This window comes from Pseudarthrobacter sp. efr-133-R2A-89 (assembly GCF_030209315.1).
Lineage (GTDB): Bacteria > Actinomycetota > Actinomycetes > Actinomycetales > Micrococcaceae > Arthrobacter.
Genome location: NZ_JARVSE010000001.1, coordinates 120,119 through 141,652, shown reverse-complemented (window position 1 = coordinate 141,652; position 21,534 = coordinate 120,119). Strand labels below are relative to the sequence as shown.

Sequence of the window (21,534 nt, the reverse complement as noted above, 5' to 3'; positions counted from 1 at the left end):
CAGGAAGCCTAGTGGCCGGCGTCGTACCAGCTGGGACCGACCCCGATCTGCACTTCCAGGGGCACGCTGAGGTCGGCGGCGGCGGCCATCTGCTCGGTCACCAGCTTTTCCACGGCGGCCCGCTCCCCCGTGGCCACCTCAAGGACAAGTTCGTCGTGGACCTGGAGCAGCATCCTGGACTTCAACCCCTGCGCCTTGAGCTCGTCATGCACACCGAGCATGGCGCGCTTGATGATATCCGCGGCGGAGCCCTGGATGGGGCTGTTCAGGGCAATGCGCTCGGCATTTTCGCGCAGCTGGCGGTCGGTGCTGGTGAGATCCGGGAGGTAGCGGCGACGGCCTTCGATAGTGGCTGTATAACCATCCACCCGGGCCTGGTCCACCACGCCCCGCAGGTAGTCCCGGACGGCGCCGAATCGGTCGAAGTAGTCCTTCATGAGGGTGCGGGCTTCGTCGACCGATATCTCCAGCTGCTTGGACAGGCCGAAGGAGGTCAGGCCGTAGGCCAGTCCGTAGGACATGGCCTTTACCTTGGACCGCATGGCGCTGGTGACCTGGTCCGTGGGCACGTGGAAGATGTTCGAGCCGACGAACCGGTGCAGGTCCTCACCGTCCTTGTAGGCCTGGATCAGCCCTTGGTCGCCGGACAGGTGAGCCATGATGCGCATTTCGATCTGGGAGTAGTCGGCGGAGAGCAGGCATTCGTAGCCGTCGCTGACCACGAAGATGCCGCGGACGCGGCGGCCCTCCTCGCTGCGGATGGGGATGTTCTGCAGGTTGGGGTTGTTCGAGGAGATCCGGCCGGTGGCCGCGACGTTCTGGGCGTAGGTGGTGTGGATGCGGCCGTCCTCGGCCACCGACTTCTTCAGCGACTCGAGCATTTGGCGCAGCTTGGCGGCCTCGCGGTGGGCCATGAGCTGGACCAGGAACTCGTGGCCGGTCTTCTCCAGCAGGTTCTTCAACGATGCGGCGTCCGTGGTGTAGCCGGACTTGATCTTCTTGGTTTTGGGCAGCTGCAGCTCGTCGAACAGTACCGTCTGGAGCTGCTTGGGCGAGCCCAGGTTGACCTCGTGCCCGATGGCGGCAAACGCCTGTTCCTGGGCCTGGTCGATCACCCGCGCCAAATCGGCGAGCTGTTCGTCCATTTTGTCCATGTCGATCGCGATGCCGGCGAGTTCCATGTCCGCGAGGACGCGGCCCACCGGCAGCTCAAGGGTGGACAGCAGGTCCTCGGCCTTGCGCTCCTTGAGTTCATCCTCAAAGAAGCGGCTGAGGGCGAGCACGACGGCGCCGGCCTGGACCAAGGCGTCCGCGGCGGCGGTGTCCTCGCCATCGAACGACAATTCCAGTTGCCCGGCCTTGGCCGTGGCAGCGGGGATTCCCACGTTGAGGTGGTGCTGGGCCAGTTCGGCGAGCTCGTAGGTGCGCCGGTCCGGCTCGATCAGGTAGCCGGAAATGGAGGTGTCGTCCACCACGCCTTCCAGCTCCAGGCCGCGGGCAGAGAGTGCCTTCAGCGCGGCTTTGAAGCCGTGCATCACCTTGGGCGCCTCCGGGTCCCGGAGCCACCCTGCGAGGACGTTCTCTGTCTCCGCGTCCAGGCCGGTGAGGTCGACGTAGACGGCGGCGTCGCCACGGACGATCGCCAGCGCCGCGGCATCCTCGCCGATCCGTCCGGGCACGAGGTCTACGGCGAGGGCGGAGCGCTGGCCGGCTCCCGCAGCCAGGAAGGCGGCGAGCTCAGAGGCACCCGCGGGGGCGCTGTACTCCGGGGTGTCGATGCTGTCCCGTTCCGCTGCCGGGGTGTCGGCGTCGCCGTAGAGGGCGAAGAGGCGGCCGCGGATGGCCTTGAACTCGAGCTGGTCGAAGAGGTCTTCGAGGACGGCCTGGTCCGGCCGCGGCTGGTAGAGGTCATCGAGCGTGACCGGCAGGTCGAGGTCGGTGTGGAGCTGGTTCAGCCTGCGGTTGCGCTTGACGGCGTCCACGTTCCCGCGCAGGGCGTCACCTACCTTGCCGCCGATGGAGTCGATGTGTTCCAGTACCCCTTCGAGGCCGCCGTAAAGGTTGATCCACTTGGCCGCCGTCTTGGGCCCAACACCGGGCACGCCGGGCAGGTTATCCGCCGTCTCGCCCACCAGGGCGGCGAGGTCGGAGTAGCGGGACGGGCTCACGAAGTACTTCGCTTCGATGGCTGCGGCGTCCATCCGGGGGATGTCGCTGACGCCCTTCTTGGGATAGAGGACAAAGACGTTGTCCGTGATCAGCTGGAAGGCGTCCCGGTCGCCGGAAACGAGGAGGACCTCGAAGCCGGCCTTCTCCCCCATGGCCGCAAGGGTGGCGAGGATGTCGTCGGCCTCGTAACCGGGCATCTTGATGGTCTTGATTCCCCAGGCCTCCATCACCTGCCCGATGAGGTCGATCTGCCCGCTCATCTCGCGGGGGGTCTCGTTCCGGCCACCCTTGTACTCGCTGTACTCGGCCTTGCGATGCGTGGATTCGTCCGAGACGTCGAAAGCGACGGCGATGTGCGTGGGCTGCTGTTCCTTGATCAGGTTGATCAGCATGGACGTAAACCCGTGGATGGCGTTGGTGTGCTGGCCGTTGGCGGTGGAAAATTTGTCCGCCGGAAGGGCGAAGAAAGCCCGGAAAGCCATGGAGTGCCCGTCAAGCACCAGGAGGCGCGGCTGGCCGGTGATGGGGACGACGGGGGCAACGGTGGCGGAAACCGACCCGCCGGCAGCGGGGGAAGCGTCACTGGCTCCCGGGTCCTGGGGGGTGGAAGCAGGCTGCGCCGAGGGCTCAACCTCCAGGACCTGGGAAGGGAAAGGGGCCGGTTTGGTTGTTTCACTCACAGGTGCCAGCCTAGTTGCCATGACAGACAATTTCACGCCGGGTCCCTTCGCCGAAGAGCTGGCAGCGGCCGGAATCCCCGACCACATGCACGACTGGCTGGGCGCGTTCGGCGTCGGCGCCCTGGTGGTCAAAATGGGGATCCATTTCCTGGAGATGAGCCCGGAACGGACAGTCGCCACCATGCCGGTGGAGGGCAACACGCAGGTCGCGGGAATCCTCCACGGCGGCGCCCACGTGGTGCTGGCGGAAACCCTTGGTTCGTTCGCCGCCGGGATGCACGCGGGCCCGGGCCGGCACGCTGTCGGCATCGAGGTCAACGCCACGCATCACCGTTCGATTGCGCAGGGACTGGTTACGGGTACGTGCACCGCGATCCATTTGGGCCGCACACTGACCACCCACGAGGTGGTCATGACCGACGCCCGGGGGCGGCGGCTGTCATCTGCCCGGATCACCAACATGCTCCGGGACAACGCCGGCTGAATCAGGCAGCACCCGGCCTTGTTGTTCCCGCGGCCAGCAGGTAGCGCAACTCAACGATCCCCCTGCCGAGGGTGCGGGAGGCAGCCAGTTCAAGTGGCGCCGTTGGCCCCTTGAGTGGCAGCAGCCGCTTTCCCTCCCCCAGCACTACCGGGATCAGGGAGAGGATGATCTCATCCAGCAGCCCGGCGTCCGCAAACTGGGCGGCCAGGTTTCCGCCGCCCACCACCCAGATATTCCGCCCTTGCGCTGCATCCCGGAAGTCAGCGATGAATTCGGCCACGTCGCCGCGGACGAACGTGACGTCGGCGCCGTCGGGGACCGGGTACTCGTGGTGCGTGAAAACATACGCCGGAGTCCCCGCGTATGGCCAGGTGCCGGCGTCGTGCTCCTGCAGCCAGGCGTACGTCTCCCCGCCCATGACGATGCACCCCACCCCGGCCATGAAAGCGTCGTAGCTTTCCGCCCCGCCCTCGAAGCCGTCGAACTGCAGGAGCCAGCCGAGGTCGTCCGTGGGGGTGGCGATGAATCCGTCCAGGGAGGCGGCTACGAAGTACTGGATGCGCGGCATGGGCCCAGCCTAGCCAACCCCGGCCGTGCTGCCCATGGTCGGGTCCAGCCGGAGGAACCCGCTACTTGGTGAAGTAGGGGATGATCAGGTACAGCCCGAAGAGCACGGCCAGGCCACACAGGGAGAAGCACAGGTAGGCCACCGAGCGCTTGATCCCCGGGGAGGGTTGCTGGGCGTCGGCGGCGATTGCCGTAAACCTGACGCCGAGCGAGTAGAGCGTAACCACCAGTGCGGCGGAAATGAGCGTGGTGCCTGCGACGGTCAGGAGTTCCAACCACTTCATCGCTGATTCTCCTTCGGGGTGTTGGCAGCGGCGTCAGCGTCGGCCTTGGCCTGTTCCTTCGCTTTGGCCCGGGCACGTGCCATGGCCTTTTTCTTGGCGAAGCGGACCGCCTGGCCGGCTTCCTCGACCTCGACAGCGTTTTGGTGGCCTACGGAGGACTTGCGCGAGTAGAAGAACATGAACAGCACCGCGGCGCTGCCTGCCACGGCGGCGATCAGCACGCCCACCGGGCCGGTCGTGACCAGCAGTGCGGTCAGGGCGCCGACAATTCCCGCTGCCGGCAGGGTGAAGAGCCAGCCGAGGGCGATCTTGCCCACCATGTTCCAGCGGACGGTGGTTCCGCGGCGTCCCATGCCGGAGCCGATGACCGATCCGGACGCCACCTGGGTGGTGGACAGGGCGAAGCCAAGGTGGGAGGAGGCAAGGATCGCGGAGGCGGTGCTGGTCTCGGCGGCGAAGCCCTGCGCGGGCTTGACCTCCGTCAGGCCGGAGCCCATGGTGCGGATAATGCGCCAGCCGCCGGCGTAGGTACCGATCGCAATGGCCAGGGCGCAAGCCGTGATCACCCAGAGCTGCGGGCCCGAACCGGGGGCCTGGCTGCCCGCGGCGATCAGCACCAGGGTGATGATGCCCATGGTCTTCTGGGCATCATTGGTGCCGTGGGCAAGGGCCACCAGGCTGGAGGTGAAGATCTGGCCGGTGCGGAAACCGCCGCGCTTCTGGGTGAGCTTGCTGCCGGTCTCGGGATCGTGGCGGGCGGTGAGCGCGTAGGCAAGCCGGGTGCAGACGTAGGCTGCGAGGCCGGCGATGACCGGGGCGAAGACAGCCGGGAGGATGACCTTCTGGAGCAGGCTCTCGAAGTTGACGGAACTGAATCCTGCACCGACCACGGCGGCGCCGATCAGGCCGCCGAAGAGTGCGTGCGATGAGCTGGAGGGCAGCCCCTTGAGCCAGGTGACCATGTTCCACAGGACGGCCCCCATCAGGCCGGCGAAGATGATCTCGGGGGTGATCTGCACGCCACCTGATCCTTCGCGGATGATTCCACCCGACACCGTCTTGGCCACTTCGGTGGACAGGAAGGCGCCCACAAGGTTCAGCACGGCCGCCAGGGCCACCGCTGTCCGCGGCTTGATGGCGCCCGTTGCGATGGGTGTGGCCATGGCGTTCGCGGTGTCGTGGAAGCCGTTCGTGAAGTCGAAAAATAGTGCCAGTGCTATGACCAGCGCCACCATGAAGGTGATATCCACCTGTTGCCCAATCTGCAGAGTCGACGTTCAGCAGTTTCTCCTACCAGGCTGCCTTGCACAGCATAGTTCACCAGCTGTTTGCGTGGAATGACTTGCGGTGGGGGCCGGACCGGCGGGAAACCTTATCGATCGTACGCGTCCCCGGCAGGAGGACAAAACAGTGGCCGGTACAGCCAGCGGGTGGCCGCCGGCGCCGGTCCGCCCCGTTTCCAGGCCATCGCGGCCGGGACCGGGGCGGTGCCCTGCCGCGGCTTCAGCCCTGGTGGAACTGCGCGGTACGGGGCGGCGCATCCAGTTCCGGCGCGATCTTCTCTTCGATCGCGGCGACGGTTACATCGGGCAGGACAATCAGGCCGTCCAGTTCGCGGCGGGCCCGTTTGTAGGCGGCCTGGCGTTCGGCGGGGGTGGCGGCCTGGTTTTCCGCGATCTTCAGGAGTTTCCGTGCTGTAGCCAGCCGTTCGCGCTCGGGACCGCTGAACCTGCTGTCCCTGATCCGCTTGGCTTCCCGTTCCGCGACGTCGAGGGCCACCGCAAAGTTGTTGACGGCCTGCCGGTACGACTCGAGTCCGGTCACTGAAGTCAGGTCCGCGGCAGATGCCGGCCGCTTGCCGTCTGCTTCCCGCTTGGCCCGCAGGAAGGCGACCGTGAGCGGCTCACGGACGTCGGTCATGAGCGGAAAGTCGATGAGCTTGCCAACATCGAGTTCGTAGTCGAGCCACCGTTTGTTGGTGGCGTCGTGGGCAGCCATCAGGGCCTGCACCTCAGCCAGGGAGGCCATCTCCGCTTCACGTGCCTGGTTCTTCAGGTTGTACAGTTCAACCCGGCGCTGGTGGCGCCGTTCTGCGGCACGCCGCCAGCCGCCGGCCCAGCGGCCGGCGAACGCCATCAGCGGGAAGACCAGCCACCATTTATCGGAAAGAAATTCCATGAGGGAACTCACCCCTCCATCCTCGCAGGACGAAGGGTCCGCCTCAAGGAGCGGGCGGGGTGGATTCGCCCGGGCCGCGGCGGGGAACTGCAGTGAGCAGCCGTTCCCCGGCCACCTTGGCCCGGGCGTAGCGGTCAGGGAACCTGCGTGGCTTGCGCGCCGTTGACGTTGACCAGCCAGGACGTGCCGAAGCGGTCGACGCACATGCCGAAGACGTCGCCCCACGGTGCTTTTTCCATGGGGACAGTGACCGCGCCGCCCTCACCGCTGAGCTTTTCGTAGTAGCCCCGGAGCTCCCCTTCGTCGTCGCCGCTCAGGGAAACCGAGATCGATGAACCCGGGTGGTATTCCATGCTGTTGGGGGTATCGGCGCCCATGAGGACCAGCCCCTGCGTGGTGGTGAGCATGCCGTGCATGATCTTCTCGGCTTCGGCAGGATCGTCGCTGGCCTGGAAGTCGGCGAATGTGCTCAGTGTCAGTTCGCCGCCAAAGACGGACTGGTAGAAGTTCATTGCCTCACGGGCGTTGTCCCGGAAGCTCAGGTAGGGGTTGAGGATGGTGGGCATTGCGGGTTCTCCTTCACATGGCCGGAACGGTGCACACACCATCCTGCCCGATCCCGCGCCGGCCCGGTAGGGGATGTCTCCCCTGTTCATCCCGTGTTTGCGCGGCCAAAAAGGCTGCGCCATCGTATCCGGGTGATGGTGCCGTGCGGCCCCGGGAACGTAGGCTCGGGTGATGGCCAGATTCTTTGATGTTCACCCGCACGACCCCCAGCCGCGCGCCATTGCGCAGGCAGTCAAAATCATTCGCGACGGCGGCCTGATCGCCTACCCCACGGACTCCTGCTATGCCTTGGGAACCCAGATGGGCAACAAGGATGCCCTGGACCGGATCCGAAGCATCCGCCACCTGGATGACAAACACCATTTCACCCTCGTGTGCCGGGACTTCGCCCAGCTGGGACAGTTCGTGAACATCGGAAACGATGTCTTCCGCAGCATCAAGGCCGTCACTCCGGGCAGTTACACGTTCATCCTTCCTGCCACCAAGGAGGTTCCGAAGCGCCTGCTCCACCCGAAGAAGAAAACAGTGGGGGTGCGCATTCCGGACAACCGGGTGGTCCAGGCATTGCTCGCCGAGCTCGGTGAGCCGTTGCTCTCGAGCACGCTCCTGCTGCCGGATGAGGACGAACCGCTGACCGTGGGTTGGGAAATCAAGGAGCGGCTGGACCACCAGGTGGACGCGGTGATCGACGCCGGAGACTGCGGTGCTGAACCCACCACAGTGGTCGATTTCTCCAGCGGTGTGGCTGAGGTTGTCCGGCGCGGCATGGGCGACCCGTCCCGTTTCGAATAGCCTCGACGCACCTGCGGTCCCAGGTCACTTTGGCTGCGCCGCCGTCGTAATTTCCGACGACGGCCGGTGCGTCCGTGCCAGCGTGCCCTGTTGTGGCGGGCCGGGTCAGTCGTTGCTGGCGTCGGTCGGCTTTTTTGCCCGGCTGGGCTGCACCCTGGGCGGTTCGCCCGGCATCTTGGGGTAGTCCGGAGGGAAGGGCATCTCCCCGAGGCCGTCCGTGCAGTCCCGGTCCCACCATTCCAGGAGCGTGTCGATGGTGCCGGGCGCGGCGTTGAAGTCAGCCCAGGGGTCTCCCACCGACTTCAAGCGTTCCGGAACCGTCAGGATGGTGAAGTTCTTTGGATCCGCGTTTTCCAGTTCCGCCCAGGTGATGGGACAGGACACGGGGGCGTGCGGGAGTGCCCTCGGGCTGTAGGCGCCGGCGATGGTGCGGTCCCGGTTGGCCTGGTTGAAGTCCAGGAACACCCGGCGGCCGCGTTCTTCCTTCCACCAGGCCGTGGTCACCTTGTCCGGGATCCGGCGCTCCACCTCCCGGGCAGCGGCGATGACGGCGTGCCGGACATCAAGGAACTCGCGGGTTGGTTCGATGGGAGCGTAAACGTGCAGGCCGCGGTTTCCGGAGGTCTTGACGAAGCCTGTGAGGCCCGCCTCTGCAAGGACGTCCTTGAGGACCAGGGCGGCGGGGACGGCGTCGCCGAAATCTGTTCCGGGCTGCGGGTCGAGGTCGATGCGAAGCTGGTCCGGGTTGTCGGTGTTTTCCGCCCGGGACGGCCAGGGGTGGAAGACCACGGTGTTCATCTGGACGGCCCAGACGGCAGCTGCCGGTTCGTCAAGGACCAGTTGGGGATGGGACCTGGCGCTGGGGTACACCACCTTGACGGACCGGACGAAGTCCGGCGTGCCTTTTGGCGGGTTTTTGGAGAAGAACATCTCGCCGTCGATGTTGTCCGAGTACCGCTGGAGGGACACGGGCCGGTCCCCGTTGGCGGCAATGAATGCCTCCCCCACCTCGCAGATATACCTGGCGAGGTCCAGCTTGGTCAGGCCCAGGTCCGGCCAGAGGACGCGGCTGGGGCTGGAGATGCGCATGTCGCGCTCGCCGTTGGGACCTTTGACAGTGATGGTGGTCTGTTCGCTCGCCATGGGGACAACGTACACCCGGCCGCCGGCACACACCGGCATATGCGGCTGCCCTCAGGCATGATGGACCCATGCACCACCAAGACCACCCGCTCGTCATCGCTGCAGGTGACGCCACGTTTTCGGCCATTTACAAGCGCCCGGAAAGCCCCACCGCAACAGTGGTGGTGGCGCACGGCGCAGGAGCTGGGATGGACCACCCCTTCCTGCACGGATTCGCGGACGCCCTGAACGGGCTGGGCCTGGCCACCCTGCGCTTCAATTTTCCGTACCGGGAGGCAGGGCGTAAATTCCCCGACCGCCCACCGGCTGCCATCGCCGCCTGGCGGGCCGCCATGGACACAGCACGTGCCCGGGCGGAGGCCCACGGCGACAGCGGCCCCGTCTGGGCGGCGGGCAAGTCGTTCGGCGGCAGGATGGCATCAATGGCCGTGGCCGAGGGCATGGAAGCCCAAGGCCTGGTGTACCTCGGCTACCCGCTGCATGCCCCCGGCAAGCCGGAGAAACTCCGGGATGAGCACATGTACGGGATCACCGTGCCGATGCTGTTCCTGCAGGGAACGCGCGACACGTTTGCCACGCCCCACATTTTGACGGACGTCGTGGCCCGGATCGGCTCCAACGCGGTCTTGCAGTGGGTGGAGGGCGGTGACCACTCCTTTGCCGTGGCGGGAAACAAGCGTCCCGCCGATCAGGTGGGTGCATCGCTGGCGCTTCCCGTGGCGGAGTTCATCGCCGCGCACACCTAGGACGCCAACCGGCGCCCACGTAGGCCGCGGCCGCTGTGCGCCGCTCCTGACCGGCCCTATGTGCGTGGCTTGGCGCGTGCGGTCGCCAGGGCTGACCAGGGATCCTCCGGCCAGGGGTGCTTAGGGTAGCGGCCGCGCATTTCGGTGCGCACCTGGGCGTACGGGCCGGACCAGAAAGAGGTCAGGTCGTCCGTGACGGCCAGGGGGCGGCGTGCCGGGGACAGCAGGTGGAAGAGCACCGGCACCCGGCCGCCGGCCAGCCTCGGTGATTCAGCCAGCCCGAAGCATTCCTGGAGTTTCACTGCCACCACCGGCGCTGCGCCGTCGTCACCCGGCTCCGGATATTCGATCCGGATCCGCGAACCACTGGGCACTTCAAGCGATTCCGGAGCGAGTTCGTCAAGCCTGGCTGCCTCGGGCCAGGGAAGGAGCCCGCGCAGCGCACCGGCCAGGTCAAGGGAATCCAGCGGCGCCCCCGCTGCGAGGGCTTCCAACCCGGTTCCCAGCCACTCTTCCAGCCGGCCCTGGAGGGCAGTATCCGAGACATCGGGCCACGGCTCCCCTACCTGGCGGTGCAGGAAGGCGAGCCGGCTCCGGAAGGAGGCCGCCGCCGTCGGCCAGGAAAGCGCTGCCAGCCCGCCCGACTGGAAAGCGTCTGCCACAGCGGCCCTGCCTTGGGCGGCCGTGGGACGCACCGGTGTCGAGGCAAGCACGACCGCCCCCAGCCGCTTGGTCTTGCGGGCCGTCAGCCGCCCTCCGCTGAAACGCGTGTCCACGGTTTCAGCCAGCAGGTGCGCGGCCGCAGTTTCGGCCATGGTGGCGGACAGGGGCGCTGCGGCGCGGATGACGGCACCGGTTCCGGCCGCATCCCGCCCGCCGGCCCGTGAAACGTCGGCCACGGCGAGCCATTCGTGGCCCGAGAGGGTACTGCCTCCGGGGAGCCCCGCCCGGGTGCCGGACGTGAACAGGTACTGCCCGGACCCCTCGCTGCCGGGGACGCGGCGTGCCACGCGGTCGGGATAGGCGAGGGCGACGACGGCACCCACAGCTTCGCCCGGGCCGGGCAACGACGGGGGAACCGTGGCATGGCGGTCCGGCTGCCGGCGGGCCAGGGACGCAAGGCGCTTGGTTTCATCCGCCCAGCGCCGGCCGGCAGGCCCCGGATCTGCCCGCAGCTGGGACAGGAGCCGGGGCAGGTCGGCTCCGGGCGCGCGGTGGTCCCCGGAGAGTGCAGCCACCACCTCGGCAGCCAGCCGGGTCCCGGCGGACGCGGCACCTTCAAGCAACGCCCGGGCGAGCCGGGGGTCGGCGGGTATGGCCGCGAGGCGCCGGCCCTCGGCCGTTACGTGGCCGTCGTCGGTTATGGCGCCGAGCTCCCGCAGGACCTCGACGGCCTCACCCATGGCCTGGCGGGGCGGCGCGTCCGGCAGGGGCAGGCCCTCCCCGCCGGGCGATCCCCAGCAGGCCAGGGTCAACGCCGCGCTGGTCAGGTCCGCCACGTTGATCTCCGGCGTGACGTGCGCCGGCGCGGCACCGTAGGCCTGCTGGCTGTAACAGCGGACCACTGTGCCCGGGCCCTGCCGGGCGGCGCGTCCTGCTCGTTGCTCAGCGGATGCCCGGGAACAGGAAACGGTCACAAGCCCGCTCATTCCGCGGCCCGCATCGCGCCTGGGCTCCCGGGCCAGGCCGGAATCGATGACCAACCGCACTCCGGGCACGGTCAGTGACGATTCGGCAAGGTCCGTGGAGACGACGATCCGTGGGCCGTCCCCGGGGTGCCGTCCGGACACCGCCCGGTCCTGTTCGGCCGCACCAATTTGCCCGTGCAGTTCCAGGACATCCACGCTGCTGCCCAGCCTGCCGCGCAGGGCCGCGGCCACGTGCGAGACCTCCCGGGCTCCCGGAACGAAGACCAGGGCGTCCACGGAGCTGTCTGCCGCAGCGTGGGCCTCCGCAGCCGTGGCGGCCACTTCGTCAAGGAAGGCGCGTGTCACTCCCCCGGCGTCAAGGCGCGGCGCTTGTGCCGGCAGCCACTGCACCTCGAGCGGGTAATGCACCGCCGGGCAGTCCACCACGGGGACCGGGCGGCCGGATGTGCCCAGCAGCGCAGCGAACCGGGGTGCGTCGAGGGTGGCTGACATGGCGACGACGGCAAGGTCCCCGCGAAGCTCGCGGACCTCGGCGAGCATCCCGACGAGGAGGTCAGTTTCGAGGCCGCGTTCATGCACCTCGTCCAAAACGACGGCGGCCGTCCCGTCCAGGCCCGGGTCCGCCAGGAGGCGTCGCAGGAGGATGCCGGGGGTAACGAACTCAATCCGGGTGTCCGGGCCTGCCCGGCGTTCACCGCGGACCGTGTACCCCACCCGCCCGGCAGCCGGGCTGCCGTCCAGCTCCGAGAGCCGCCGGGCTGCTGCGCGTGCCGCGACGCGCCGCGGCTGGGTGACGACGACGCGGCCCGACCGGCCTGCGAGGTTGGCCAGCAGGGGCGGCACGAGGGTGGTCTTTCCGGTTCCCGGCGGGGCCCGCACCACTGCGGCAGCATCGGGGCCGGTTTCCAGTGCCTGCCGCAGCCGGGGAACTGAGGCCCCGAAGGCAAGCCCGGCGCCGATGGCACGGAGGTCAAAGCCGTCATCGGGGTGGCCGCCAGGAGGAATCATCCATCTATTCTCCCTTGACCGGGACAGGTTCCGTGGCGCCCGGTCAGGGCTTGCCTGGGCCTTTGGCCTTGCCCTTGGCTTCCTTCGCCGTGTTTGAACGCCCCGCGCCCGGTGGGTCGGCGGCGGGCACCGGTTCCGGCGCCACGGCGGCCACGGCCGGTTCAGCCGGAGCGCTTACAGTGTCACCCGGTGCCCCGGACAGGCCGCCGCCGGCCGGATCAGCCTGTGGTGCCTCGGCGGGCGCAACTGCCGCCACGTGCGCTGCGATGTCTGCCCGGACCGAGGCCAGTGCGCTTTCGATCCCGTTGTACCGCTCGGGTGAAAGCCGCCCGTCCGCTGCCGCCTCGCCCAGGTCCTTCTCCAGTGCCGCAATCGCTGACAAGGCGCCGTCCATCCTGTTTTCGGCCGCCGCTTGGCTGATGCCCAGCACCCGAACCTGGAAGCCCCGCAGCAGGCCCTGGTCGGTGCGCCCGGGGCCAACGGCAGCGGCGCCGGCAACCAGTGAGGCTGCGACGGCAATGCACACGAGGATCAGGGCACGGGTTCCGCGGCGCCGCAGGCTGCCGCGGGTGCCGGGCGCTGTTACACGGTCATTGTCCGTGTCGCGTCCGGCTTCAGGCCGCATGCCGGCCACGGAGCGGGACGACGGAGGGTGCGCGCAGGGGCAGCACGGTAACGGTGGCGGGCTCCTGGGCTGCCGGCGTCCTCCGCGAACCGAAAGTCGACCGCACCAGGATATGGCGGACAGCGGTGCGGATCCAGGTGGTGAGGAATAAACCGATCCCCATCCCGAGGAGCACGTGTCCTGCAACGTAATGTTGCCCGGCTCCCGGACCCCCTTCGGCTGCCATCGCCACGCCGCCGACGGTCAACATCATTGACAGGGCCGTTCCTGAGATAACGCCCATGGCTCCTGCTCCATCCCATTTAGTCAGCACGCTTACTGGTATTGCTCAGCAAGCTTACTACTTGGCGGGACTGATTCAAGAGCCCGGAGGGTAAAGGGCGGGACGGTGGGCCGGCCGAAAAACCGGTGCCGGTCAGCCTGCAGCTTCGAGCAGGCGCTCCGCCGGCGAGATCCCCGCGTAGCGTCCCTTGAAGAACAACAGCGGCTCAGCGTCCACCCGGGCATCCAGGTGCCGTACCGCCGCCACCACGATGGTGTGGTCGCCGCCGTCGTATTCCGCGTGCAGTTCGCAGTCGAGCCATGCCAGGGCGTCATCCAGGACCGGATTGCCCAGGGGCGACGAGGTGTGGCTGACGCCGGCGAATTTGTCCGCCCCCGAGCGGGCGAACTGACCCGCGAGGTGCTGGTGTTCAGCCGGGAGGATGTTGATGGCGAAGGTGCCCGCATTGCGCAGCACGGGCCAGGTGGTGGACGTACGCGCCGGGCTGAACGTGACGAGCGCCGGTTCCAGGGACAGCGACGCGAACGACTGGCAGGTGAAGCCTGCCGGCCCCTGTGGCGTAGAGCTCGTAATTACCGTCAATCCGCTGGCAAAAGTTCCAAAAATGTCCCGAAGCCGGCGGGGAGCGAGATCTGATGTGGCGGTCATAATGTGGCCTCTCGTTTGGATCGTTACCTCACCAAACCATCAGCGGATTGCGCGTTCAAACCGCATGAAATGAGCCGACGCGTACCGCAACGAAATGTCACGGCCGGACACCCTGCGTCATCGAAGCCTCGCTCCGGGCCGTCCAGCGTGACCTGGTTTTACGCAACAAACAGTCATCCCGGATCAGGCGGCCACTGCCGGCGATGTCGGTCAGGCGCGCTGGTCCAGTGCGGCCAGCAGCCGGCGGACCGAGCCGCCGAGGTTCCAGTCGGCGGCCGCCTGCTCGAGCCCAGCCCGCTGGCCGCCGGTCACGGGCCGCAGCCGGGCACCCGCCTCGTCCAGGGTGGGCAGCTCCAGATCGCGGACCAGGCGCACGACGGCGGGGGCGGCTTCCAGGTATTCGGCGGCAGCTTCCAGCCTGGCCCGGACCGGGCCGGATACCCCGCCGCCGGGCTCATCCGCTGCTGCCAGCAATCGTTCCAGGGTGCCGTACTTCAGGAGCAGGGACGATGCCGTCTTCTCACCGATCCCGGCAACGCCAGGCAGTCCGTCTGAGGCGTCCCCGCGCAGGGTGGCGTAATCGGCGTACTGCTGCGGCAGGACCTTGTATTTGGCCACGACGGTTTCCTCCGTGACCACCTCGAGGTTCTTCATGCCGCGCGCGGTGTAGATCACCCGGACGCCGCGTTCGTCGTCGCATACCTGGAACAAGTCCCGATCTCCCGTGACCACGTCCACCGGGAACGCGGCGTGGCTGGCGTAGGTGCCCACGACGTCGTCGGCCTCATGGTCTGCGGCCCCCACGATGGCAATGCCGGCGAGCTCAAGGGTCCGGCGGATCATGGGCAATTGGGCCTCGAGGCCCTCGGGGACCACCTCGATGTCGGTTCCGCCCGGTACCGCCCTCGCCACGCGGTGTGCCTTGTACGTGGGGATCAGGTCCACCCGCCACTGCGGCCGCCAGTCGTTGTCCCAGCACGCCACCAGGTGGGTGGCCTGGTAGTCGGTAGTGAGCCGCGCGATCATGTCCAACAGGCCGCGGACGGCATTTACCGGCGTGCCGTCCGGCCGCCGGATGCTGTCCGGAAGGCCGTAGAAGGCACGAAAGTACAGGGAAGCAGTGTCAAGCAGCATCAGGCGCTGGGGCATACCTGATCCTGACACGGATTTCCCGCCTGCGGCTGCACTGGGCAAGCGACGCCGCGCCGCCTAGAAGGACGGTGTGGTGAATTCCATGCCCAGCAGGCCGCGGCCTGCCTGCTCCAGGATGGGGTCGATGCCCAGGGTGGGGTGGCTCAGGAGCACGCCGACGTCGCGCTGGATGCGCTGCAGCGGATGGGACAGGCGGTGGACGCTGCCACCCGATCCGGCGACGGCGAGCCGGACCGCCTCCTGGGCAGCCTCGGCGCTTAGGGCCAGCGACAGCCGGAACGAGGCCCGCTCCCGCGGAGCTCCCGTGGCCGCCGGCCCGTCCCCCGGCAGCCGGGACAGTGCCGCCTGCCAGTGCAGTTGGGCGGTGGCCACCAGCCCGGACGCCTTGGCGTAGCGGGTTTGCGCCGGGACGTAATCCGCTTGCCGGGTGATGGTGCCGTTCTTTTCCTTCCGGCGCAGCAGCTGGTCCCGGAACAGCTCCAGGGCATACTCGGCGGAGCCAAGTGCCGCCGCCGGGGCCACCAGGTTAAGCAAGGTGGACATCGGTGCCGAGATCAGTGGTTCGGGGTGGAGCCTGGCGCCGGGGTTGTTAGGGCCGCTGAGCACGGCCCAGTCCATGACCCGGTCCACCGGAACGAAGAGCGAGTCCGCGCGGAGGTCGTTGCTGCCGGTTCCCCTGAGCCCGTCGGTATGCCACGCATCCACCAGTTCCAGGTCGCTGAGCGGAACCAGCGCCTGCAACCGGATACCATCATGCTGCACAGCCAACAGGGCCCATTGCGAGTGCATGATGCCCGAGGCGAAGCTCCAGTGGCCCGAAATTGCGTATCCGCCGGGCACCTTCCGCGCCGAACCAACCGGGGCACTGGTTGCGGCGGCGAGCGGCATCACGCCGCCGGCGAAAACTTCGTTCTGCACCTTCCGGGGCCAGCGCGCCAGCATCCATGCGTGCTCCGCCAGGTGCCCAGCGGTCCAGGCCGTGGAGGCGCAACCCCGTGCGAGGCCCCGGATGGCTTCCCCGTAGGTCTGTGCGCCCAGGCCGTACCCGCCGACACCTGCGGGTGCCAGGAGATGGAAGATGCCGGCGGCCCGCAGGTCCTGCATCGTCTCCTCCGGGAGACGGCGCAGCTGCTCGGCCTCCTCCGCCCTGGCGCGCAGGCCGGGGATCAGGGCTTCCACGCGGCCCAGCATGTCCGCGTGCCCGGGAGCGCGGCGGGAACCTTCCGGGGCGGCGCGGACGACGGCGGCCCGGCCGAGCTCCAGCGTATGTCCGGTCCGGTCCCGCTTGGCGGCGAGGTAGCGGGCGTTGGCTTCGGAGAGGTGGACGCCGGTGGGGACCTTTTGGGCAGTAGCGATGCCGAGTGCGGCCAGCTGCGAAGCCTTATCGGGATTGTTGCTCAACAGCCGCACCGACGTGGCGCCCAGGGCATTGAGCATCTGGGCTGCCGCCGTGTAGTCGCGTTCATCCTCGCCGTGGCCGAGGGCAAGGTTGGCGTCATAGGTGTCAAGGCCCTGGTCCTGTAGGGCATACGCGTCGAGTTTGGGGTAAAGGCCAATGCCGCGGCCTTCCTGGCGGAGGTAGAGCAGGAAGCCTCCGGCGGCAGCAATGCGTTCCACGGCTTCCCGGAGCTGCGGTCCGCAGTCGCAGCGCTCGCTGCCAAAGACGTCCCCTGTCATGCATTCGCTATGCAGCCGGACCAGGGGCGCCGTTGCGCCGTCCAGCAGGGCCTGCTCCCAGTTACCCAGGGCCAGCAGCAGGTGTTCGCGGCCGTCCACCAGACCATGGAACGTCATGACGTCGGCGGTGGTGGCGTAGCCGTCGAACCGGAGCGGGACGCTGACCTGGCTGCGGACGGTGGCCGCGGGGAGGGCGGACGAATGCGGTGCGGAATGGGCAATTGCTGTCATTGCGGGCCTCGGCGATCATCATAAATGGTTGAAGGTTAAAGTAAGGGTATCCCGCATTAGTTCAAGCTTCAAGCATTGTGTCCGGATAAGTCAGTGCTGGCTGATCGATCGAACCTGACCAGCTTCGCCCACACCCTTGACTGCCCTGACCGACGGCGCCGATACTTCCATATGGTCCAACCACACAGCCCATGACGGCTCCGTGGCCGGCGCCAGGCGGCGCGCCCACGGGTGGAACCCACCCCTAACGAGAGCAGGACTCCGATGCCCGGCATGCAGACAACCATCAATGACAACGGAGCATGGTGCTGGTTCCAGGACGAGCGCGCCCTGGTGGACCCGGCCAACAACACGCTGCTGGTGGGCTCCGTGGCAGCCCCCGAGGGCGCCGGCGGTGACGGCCGCGGCGGAAACATCGAGGTTGCCGTCCTTGACCTTGCTACCGGTGACAGCCAGGTCCACGTTGTCCACGCACGGCTGGAGCCGGACGACCACAACGCCCCGGCGCTCCTGGTCAGGCCTGACGGCCGATACCTGGCGATGTACGCCAAACACAAGACGGACAACTATTCCCGCTGGCGGATTTCCACCCGGCCACATGACGCCTCCGAATGGGGCCCGGAGGAGCACTTCGACTGGACCGAGCTGGCCGGCGGCCGAGGCGCGACCTACTCGAACCTGCACCGGCTCGCCGCGGAGTCCCGGGTGTACAACTTTGTCCGTGCCATCAACGACGACCCCAGCCTTATGCTGTCCGCGGATGACGGCACCACGTGGCAGTTCGGCGGAAAACTCTTCACCCGGCCCAAGATTGGCTACGTCAACGGCTACACCCGCTACTGCGGAAACGGGACGGACCGCATTGACCTCATCACCACCGACCACCACCCGCGGGACTTCAACAACAGCATCTACCACGGCTACATCCGCGACGACGCCCTGCACGACGCCCAGGGCCAGGTGGTCAGCAAGCCGCTGATCGGCTCGCCGGGGATCAACCAGGCTGCACTGACCACAGTGTTCGCGGCGGGAACGGACATTGACGGTGACATCCTTACCCACGGCTGGACCGTGGACCTGCGCGGCCAGGGGCAGGACCTGGCCGCCATCATCAGCTGCCGCGCCAACGACGTCAACGGCCCGCTGCAGCGGGAGCAGCCGCTCGACGTCGATGATCACCGGCTGCTGTACGCCCGCTTCGACGGGAGGCAGTGGAACCTGCACCCGCTGGCGGCCGCAGGCCCGGCCCTGCTGCCGCACGAGCAGGACTACACCGGCCTGGGCGCGGTGGACCCGCATGACCTCAACCAGGTGTATATCTCCACCCCCATCGACCCGCGGACCGGGCAGGCCACCGGCCATTACGAGATCTACCGGGGCAGGACGCGGGACGGCGGTGCGACCTTTGGCTGGAACGCGATAACCGGAGGCTCCGCAGTGGACAACCTCCGGCCCATGGTGCCGCCCGGTGATCCTTCCGTCCACGCGGTCTGCTGGTTCCGCGGCAGCATGACCTCGTCCCAGGCCTATGCGACAGAGGTGGTGGTCCTGCATTGATGCCGGGCCCCCGGACCGCCCAGGCCCGGTGACCGAGTGTGATCGAATCGGCGCCGGCCGTTGACCCCGCCGCCCCCTTGCGCCAGGGTTGAAACGTTATTAGCGTCTGCGAACAGCCAGGAAGACGAATGCACCACCCAGGGGAGCTCCAACCAACACTGACGGTGTCAACCCTGGGGGCGCCCGGCGAAAGCCTGGACACGGTACTGTCCTGGCTGACGGGGCACGGCGCACGGGGAGTGGAGCTGCGGCTTGGCCCCGGCCAGATCGCCGCCCCGGCCATGACCCGGCGGGAACGCTCCGAGCTCCGGTCCCGGATCGAAGATTCAGGCCTGGCCGTCACCGGGGTGGCCAGCTACATCAGGGTCGCGGAACCGGTTGCCGATGAACTGGTGGTGGGAGCGCTCGAAGCGGCGCTGATCCTGGCCCATGATCTCGGCGCACCGGCTGTACGGGTGTTCCCGGGAGCCCCTGTCCACCCCTGCGGATACGACCGGGTTCCCGATACGGTCCACGCCAGGCACGCAGCCAACGCCCTGGCAGCCGGCCGGCTCACCGCCGTCGCACGCTTGGCCCGGGATCTGGGAACGTACCCGGCGCTTGAAACGCACGATTCACACCCCCGCGGCAGCGACATTGCCGCGATCCTGGACATGGTGGATGGGCCCGCAGGCGCCGTCTGGGACCTCATGCATCCGTGGCGGGTGGGCGAGACCCTCAACGAAACATGGCAGGCCCTGCACCCCTGGCTCACCGGCGGAGCGGGCAGCGTCCAGGTCAAGGACGCCCGGTTGCCCGCCAGCAGGACTCCGGCCCTCGTCGGCACGGGCACCCTCCCGGTCGACGCCTTTGCCGGACTGCTCCGGGACGCCGGCTACGCCGGTCCCGTCTGCCTGGAGTGGGAGAAGGCGTGGCACCCCGAAGCACCGCCACTGGACGAGGCACTCGGATCCACCGTGCGGTGGTTCCGGCGGCACTGGCCCGCCCGGTCCGGACCCGACGCCGCCGCCCCGCGCACCTTTCCGGCCCCATCCTTCCCGTGGAGACATCATGATCGCCAGCCCTGACCTGAACTTCGACTACTCCCCCTGGACCTTTTGGGCAACGGCATCAGAGGCACAACGGGACGCCCAGCTCGAACGCCAGCACCTGCTCACCGGCCGCGGGGGCGTAACCATTGGGGAGAAGTCGTACATCTCGGCCCTGGCCATGGTGGACCCGGACACCCTCGCGATGGGCAGCGAATCCCTGGTGGCAGCCCACGCCTACCTCACCGGGACCCTGGCCATCGGGGACAACTGCACCGTCAACGCCTTCACCGTGGTGCGCGGATCGGTCAGCATGGGCGATGGCGTCCGCATCGGTGCCCACACGTCCATCCTCGGCTTCAACCACTCGATGGACCCGTCCGAGCCCGTGTTCAGGCAACCGCTCACCAGTAAGGGCATCGTCCTGGGCGACGACGTCTGGATTGGCTCCAACGTGGTGGTGCTCGACGGCGTCACGGTGGGTTCGCACGCGGTCCTGGCAGCCGGCGCCGTGGTCACCAAGGACGTCCCGGAGTGGGCCGTCGTGGGCGGCAATCCAGCCCGGATGATCCGTGACCGCAGGGCCCGGCCTGCGTCCAGGGGTGCCGGGGACAGCATCCGGGGGAGGCTGGCGCGGTTCGCTGACGCCGCGCGGGATGACGCGCCGGCCATCCTGGCCCGGTCCTGGGACCCGGCGGCGGGAGGCAGCGGCGGCGGCCCGCGGGGCCGCTACGTGGACCACCCCGGGAGCCCGGCCACCGTCAGGGCACACTGTGACGCCATCGAAATCGCGGATCTCCTCCTGCACGGCGTCCCGGGCCAACTCAGCCGCGAGGAACACGCCGGACGCCTCGAGTCACTCCAGGACCCTGTGACCGGACTGGTTCCCGAATACGGTCCGGACGGCCTCACCCACTCCGCCGGCCTCCGCTTCGGATCCGGCCCGGAAACCTACTACGTCCTCGCTGCCGGGTATGCGCTCGGCCTGCTGGGCAGGAAGTTCAAGCACCCCGTCCATGTGGTCGCGGATACCGGCCCGGACGATCTGGCGGCCCGGCTGACCCAGCTCCCCTGGCAGACGGAAGCCTGGGAATCCGGAGCCTGGGTGGACGCCTGGGGAACCGCCGAGTACTGGAACCTGGCCAGGGAACCGGCAGGACAACACGTATCCCTTGACGCACTGTTCGGCTGGCTCCTGACACACGTCAACCGATCGTCCGGTACGTGGGGCACCCCGCAGGACGAAACCCGGCTCAAGGTGGTCAATGGGTACTACCGCCTGACACGCGGAACCTTCGCCCAGTTCGGCCTTCCGGTCCCGCACCCCGAAAGGCTGGTGGATACCGTCCTGGGACACGCCGCCGATCCGAGGTATTTCAGCACCGGCCGGCAAAACGCCTGCAACGTGCTCGACGTCGTCCATCCCCTCTGGCTGGCCCGCAAGCAAACCACGCACCGCGGCCAGGACGCCCGGGACTGGGCCGCCGCGCAACTCGACCAGGCCCTCTCCCGGTGGCAGTCCGGCGCCGGAATGGCTTTCAGCGCGTCGCCCGAAAACAGCAGGGACAACACGCCCGGCCTGCAGGGGACCGAAATGTGGCTCAGTATCATCTGGTACCTCGCCGATCTTCTGGGCCACTCCGAAGCACTCGGCTACCGGCCGCGAGGCGTTCACCGGCCCGAACCCGCAATGCTGCTGCCCACCCTCTAGGTTCAGCCTGTCGTGGGCTCTTCGCCGTTGGCGACAGCCTCGATCCAATCCACGGCCCCATCAGTAAGTTGGGGACCGTCAGCTGATTCGCCAGCCCACCATTCAGGATCGGTCGAGCCGCCGGTGACGGCCATGATGTCCGTGATGACAAGCGGCGGCAAGGGTTCACCGTTGTGCTCAATGAGCCACGTCCGTGTTTCATCACGTACCAGCGGCCACCAAGCGGGTATCTTCATGAACGCAGTATCGCACCGACGCCGGCGCGTGCCTACGCTCATCTGCGGGCGCGATTTCGCTTCCCCAAGCCGGTGCAGAAATGCTAAGCCCCTGTTAGCATTTTCCTCACGTGCATGTG

Annotated in this window: 20 protein-coding genes; 6 read left to right on the top strand and 14 right to left on the bottom strand. The window is 67.9% G+C overall.

Going from position 1 to position 21,534, the window contains the following annotated elements; genetic code table 11:
* Positions 1-8 precede the first annotated feature (8 nt).
* Positions 9-2,651, bottom strand: coding sequence for a DNA polymerase I (gene polA, locus QRM95_RS00645; protein WP_502934921.1), 2,643 nt, complete (start codon positions 2,649-2,651; stop codon positions 9-11).
* A 217-nt stretch (positions 2,652-2,868) separates the two neighbouring features.
* Between polA and QRM95_RS00640 the strand changes: the two genes are divergently transcribed.
* Positions 2,869-3,333, top strand: a complete 465-nt coding sequence (locus tag QRM95_RS00640; protein ID WP_285246004.1) for a hotdog fold thioesterase — start codon at positions 2,869-2,871, stop codon at positions 3,331-3,333.
* A gap of 1 nt (position 3,334) precedes the next feature.
* Here the strand turns inward: QRM95_RS00640 and QRM95_RS00635 are convergent, their stop codons facing one another.
* From QRM95_RS00635 to QRM95_RS00615, 5 genes are all read right to left on the bottom strand, one after another.
* Complete coding sequence (locus QRM95_RS00635) at positions 3,335-3,901, bottom strand: dihydrofolate reductase family protein (RefSeq protein WP_285246003.1); 567 nt, start codon at positions 3,899-3,901, stop codon at positions 3,335-3,337.
* Between the two features lie 61 nt (positions 3,902-3,962).
* On the bottom strand, positions 3,963-4,184 hold the full coding sequence (locus tag QRM95_RS00630; RefSeq protein ID WP_285246002.1) for a hypothetical protein: 222 nt from the start codon (positions 4,182-4,184) through the stop codon (positions 3,963-3,965).
* Positions 4,181-5,434, bottom strand: coding sequence for an inorganic phosphate transporter (locus tag QRM95_RS00625; RefSeq protein WP_285246001.1), 1,254 nt, complete (start codon positions 5,432-5,434; stop codon positions 4,181-4,183). The genes QRM95_RS00630 and QRM95_RS00625 overlap by 4 nt, the downstream gene beginning before the upstream one ends.
* A gap of 253 nt (positions 5,435-5,687) precedes the next feature.
* Complete coding sequence (locus QRM95_RS00620) at positions 5,688-6,362, bottom strand: hypothetical protein (RefSeq protein ID WP_502934920.1); 675 nt, start codon at positions 6,360-6,362, stop codon at positions 5,688-5,690.
* A gap of 134 nt (positions 6,363-6,496) precedes the next feature.
* Complete coding sequence (locus QRM95_RS00615; RefSeq protein ID WP_285245999.1) at positions 6,497-6,928, bottom strand: VOC family protein; 432 nt, start codon at positions 6,926-6,928, stop codon at positions 6,497-6,499.
* A gap of 172 nt (positions 6,929-7,100) precedes the next feature.
* Here QRM95_RS00615 and QRM95_RS00610 point away from each other — a divergent pair, with 172 nt between their 5' ends.
* Positions 7,101-7,721 (top strand): L-threonylcarbamoyladenylate synthase, encoded by a 621-nt coding sequence (locus QRM95_RS00610; protein WP_285245998.1) that lies wholly within the window; start codon positions 7,101-7,103, stop codon positions 7,719-7,721.
* Between the two features lie 105 nt (positions 7,722-7,826).
* Here QRM95_RS00610 and ligD read toward each other — a convergent pair whose 3' ends face one another.
* Entirely contained in the window at positions 7,827-8,864 is a 1,038-nt protein-coding gene (gene ligD, locus QRM95_RS00605) for a non-homologous end-joining DNA ligase (protein WP_285245997.1), read from the bottom strand.
* 68 nt (positions 8,865-8,932) lie between these two features.
* Between ligD and QRM95_RS00600 the strand changes: the two genes are divergently transcribed.
* Entirely contained in the window at positions 8,933-9,610 is a 678-nt protein-coding gene (locus tag QRM95_RS00600) for an alpha/beta hydrolase family protein (protein ID WP_285245996.1), read from the top strand.
* A gap of 56 nt (positions 9,611-9,666) precedes the next feature.
* On the opposite strand, the gene hrpB is transcribed toward QRM95_RS00600, so the two are convergent.
* The 6 genes from hrpB to ribA form a co-directional block, all read right to left on the bottom strand.
* On the bottom strand, positions 9,667-12,267 hold the full coding sequence (gene hrpB, locus QRM95_RS00595) for an ATP-dependent helicase HrpB (RefSeq protein ID WP_285245995.1): 2,601 nt from the start codon (positions 12,265-12,267) through the stop codon (positions 9,667-9,669).
* Positions 12,268-12,310: 43 nt separating this feature from the next.
* A complete protein-coding gene (locus tag QRM95_RS00590) occupies positions 12,311-12,892 on the bottom strand; it encodes a hypothetical protein (protein ID WP_285245994.1) in 582 nt (193 codons plus the stop codon).
* On the bottom strand, positions 12,882-13,175 hold the full coding sequence (locus QRM95_RS00585) for a hypothetical protein (RefSeq protein WP_285245993.1): 294 nt from the start codon (positions 13,173-13,175) through the stop codon (positions 12,882-12,884). Before QRM95_RS00585 ends, QRM95_RS00590 begins: the two co-directional genes overlap by 11 nt.
* A gap of 132 nt (positions 13,176-13,307) precedes the next feature.
* Positions 13,308-13,823, bottom strand: coding sequence for a flavin reductase family protein (locus tag QRM95_RS00580; protein WP_285245992.1), 516 nt, complete (start codon positions 13,821-13,823; stop codon positions 13,308-13,310).
* 210 nt (positions 13,824-14,033) lie between these two features.
* On the bottom strand, positions 14,034-14,972 hold the full coding sequence (locus QRM95_RS00575) for a 5'-3' exonuclease (RefSeq protein ID WP_285245991.1): 939 nt from the start codon (positions 14,970-14,972) through the stop codon (positions 14,034-14,036).
* Between the two features lie 60 nt (positions 14,973-15,032).
* Positions 15,033-16,883, bottom strand: a complete 1,851-nt coding sequence (ribA, locus tag QRM95_RS00570) for a GTP cyclohydrolase II RibA (RefSeq protein ID WP_285245990.1) — start codon at positions 16,881-16,883, stop codon at positions 15,033-15,035.
* 264 nt (positions 16,884-17,147) lie between these two features.
* On the opposite strand from ribA, the gene QRM95_RS00565 reads away from it, so the two are divergent.
* The 3 genes from QRM95_RS00565 to QRM95_RS00555 all read left to right on the top strand — a co-directional run bounded on the left by QRM95_RS00565 (position 17,148) and on the right by QRM95_RS00555 (position 21,179).
* A complete protein-coding gene (locus QRM95_RS00565) occupies positions 17,148-18,440 on the top strand; it encodes a BNR-4 repeat-containing protein (protein ID WP_285245989.1) in 1,293 nt (430 codons plus the stop codon).
* A 128-nt stretch (positions 18,441-18,568) separates the two neighbouring features.
* The gene (locus QRM95_RS00560; RefSeq protein WP_285245988.1) at positions 18,569-19,507 is read left to right on the top strand and encodes a sugar phosphate isomerase/epimerase family protein; all 939 of its coding nucleotides are present in this window, start codon (positions 18,569-18,571) and stop codon (positions 19,505-19,507) included.
* Complete coding sequence (locus tag QRM95_RS00555; RefSeq protein WP_285245987.1) at positions 19,491-21,179, top strand: acyltransferase; 1,689 nt, start codon at positions 19,491-19,493, stop codon at positions 21,177-21,179. The genes QRM95_RS00560 and QRM95_RS00555 overlap by 17 nt, the downstream gene beginning before the upstream one ends.
* 2 nt (positions 21,180-21,181) lie before the next feature.
* Here QRM95_RS00555 and QRM95_RS00550 read toward each other — a convergent pair whose 3' ends face one another.
* Complete coding sequence (locus QRM95_RS00550; RefSeq protein WP_285245986.1) at positions 21,182-21,415, bottom strand: hypothetical protein; 234 nt, start codon at positions 21,413-21,415, stop codon at positions 21,182-21,184.
* Positions 21,416-21,534 lie beyond the last annotated feature (119 nt).

Excerpts from the sequence above, each read along its gene's own strand:
- QRM95_RS00550 (WP_285245986.1), bottom strand. The coding sequence starts at position 21,415 with ATGAAGATACCCGCTTGGTGGCCGCTGGTACGTGATGAAACACGGACG.
- QRM95_RS00555 (WP_285245987.1), top strand. The coding sequence starts at position 19,491 with ATGATCGCCAGCCCTGACCTGAACTTCGACTACTCCCCCTGGACCTTT.
- QRM95_RS00600 (WP_285245996.1), top strand. The coding sequence starts at position 8,933 with ATGCACCACCAAGACCACCCGCTCGTCATCGCTGCAGGTGACGCCACG.
- QRM95_RS00590 (WP_285245994.1), bottom strand. The coding sequence starts at position 12,892 with ATGCGGCCTGAAGCCGGACGCGACACGGACAATGACCGTGTAACAGCG.
- QRM95_RS00565 (WP_285245989.1), top strand. The coding sequence starts at position 17,148 with ATGCCCGGCATGCAGACAACCATCAATGACAACGGAGCATGGTGCTGG.
- QRM95_RS00585 (WP_285245993.1), bottom strand. The coding sequence starts at position 13,175 with ATGGGCGTTATCTCAGGAACGGCCCTGTCAATGATGTTGACCGTCGGC.
- QRM95_RS00575 (WP_285245991.1), bottom strand. The coding sequence starts at position 14,972 with ATGCCCCAGCGCCTGATGCTGCTTGACACTGCTTCCCTGTACTTTCGT.
- ribA (WP_285245990.1), bottom strand. The coding sequence starts at position 16,883 with ATGACAGCAATTGCCCATTCCGCACCGCATTCGTCCGCCCTCCCCGCG.
- QRM95_RS00630 (WP_285246002.1), bottom strand. The coding sequence starts at position 4,184 with ATGAAGTGGTTGGAACTCCTGACCGTCGCAGGCACCACGCTCATTTCC.
- QRM95_RS00560 (WP_285245988.1), top strand. The coding sequence starts at position 18,569 with ATGCACCACCCAGGGGAGCTCCAACCAACACTGACGGTGTCAACCCTG.
- ligD (WP_285245997.1), bottom strand. The coding sequence starts at position 8,864 with ATGGCGAGCGAACAGACCACCATCACTGTCAAAGGTCCCAACGGCGAG.
- hrpB (WP_285245995.1), bottom strand. The coding sequence starts at position 12,267 with ATGATTCCTCCTGGCGGCCACCCCGATGACGGCTTTGACCTCCGTGCC.
- QRM95_RS00640 (WP_285246004.1), top strand. The coding sequence starts at position 2,869 with ATGACAGACAATTTCACGCCGGGTCCCTTCGCCGAAGAGCTGGCAGCG.
- QRM95_RS00580 (WP_285245992.1), bottom strand. The coding sequence starts at position 13,823 with ATGACCGCCACATCAGATCTCGCTCCCCGCCGGCTTCGGGACATTTTT.
- QRM95_RS00635 (WP_285246003.1), bottom strand. The coding sequence starts at position 3,901 with ATGCCGCGCATCCAGTACTTCGTAGCCGCCTCCCTGGACGGATTCATC.
- polA (WP_502934921.1), bottom strand. The coding sequence starts at position 2,651 with ATGGCTTTCCGGGCTTTCTTCGCCCTTCCGGCGGACAAATTTTCCACC.
- QRM95_RS00620 (WP_502934920.1), bottom strand. The coding sequence starts at position 6,362 with ATGGAATTTCTTTCCGATAAATGGTGGCTGGTCTTCCCGCTGATGGCG.
- QRM95_RS00615 (WP_285245999.1), bottom strand. The coding sequence starts at position 6,928 with ATGCCCACCATCCTCAACCCCTACCTGAGCTTCCGGGACAACGCCCGT.
- QRM95_RS00610 (WP_285245998.1), top strand. The coding sequence starts at position 7,101 with ATGGCCAGATTCTTTGATGTTCACCCGCACGACCCCCAGCCGCGCGCC.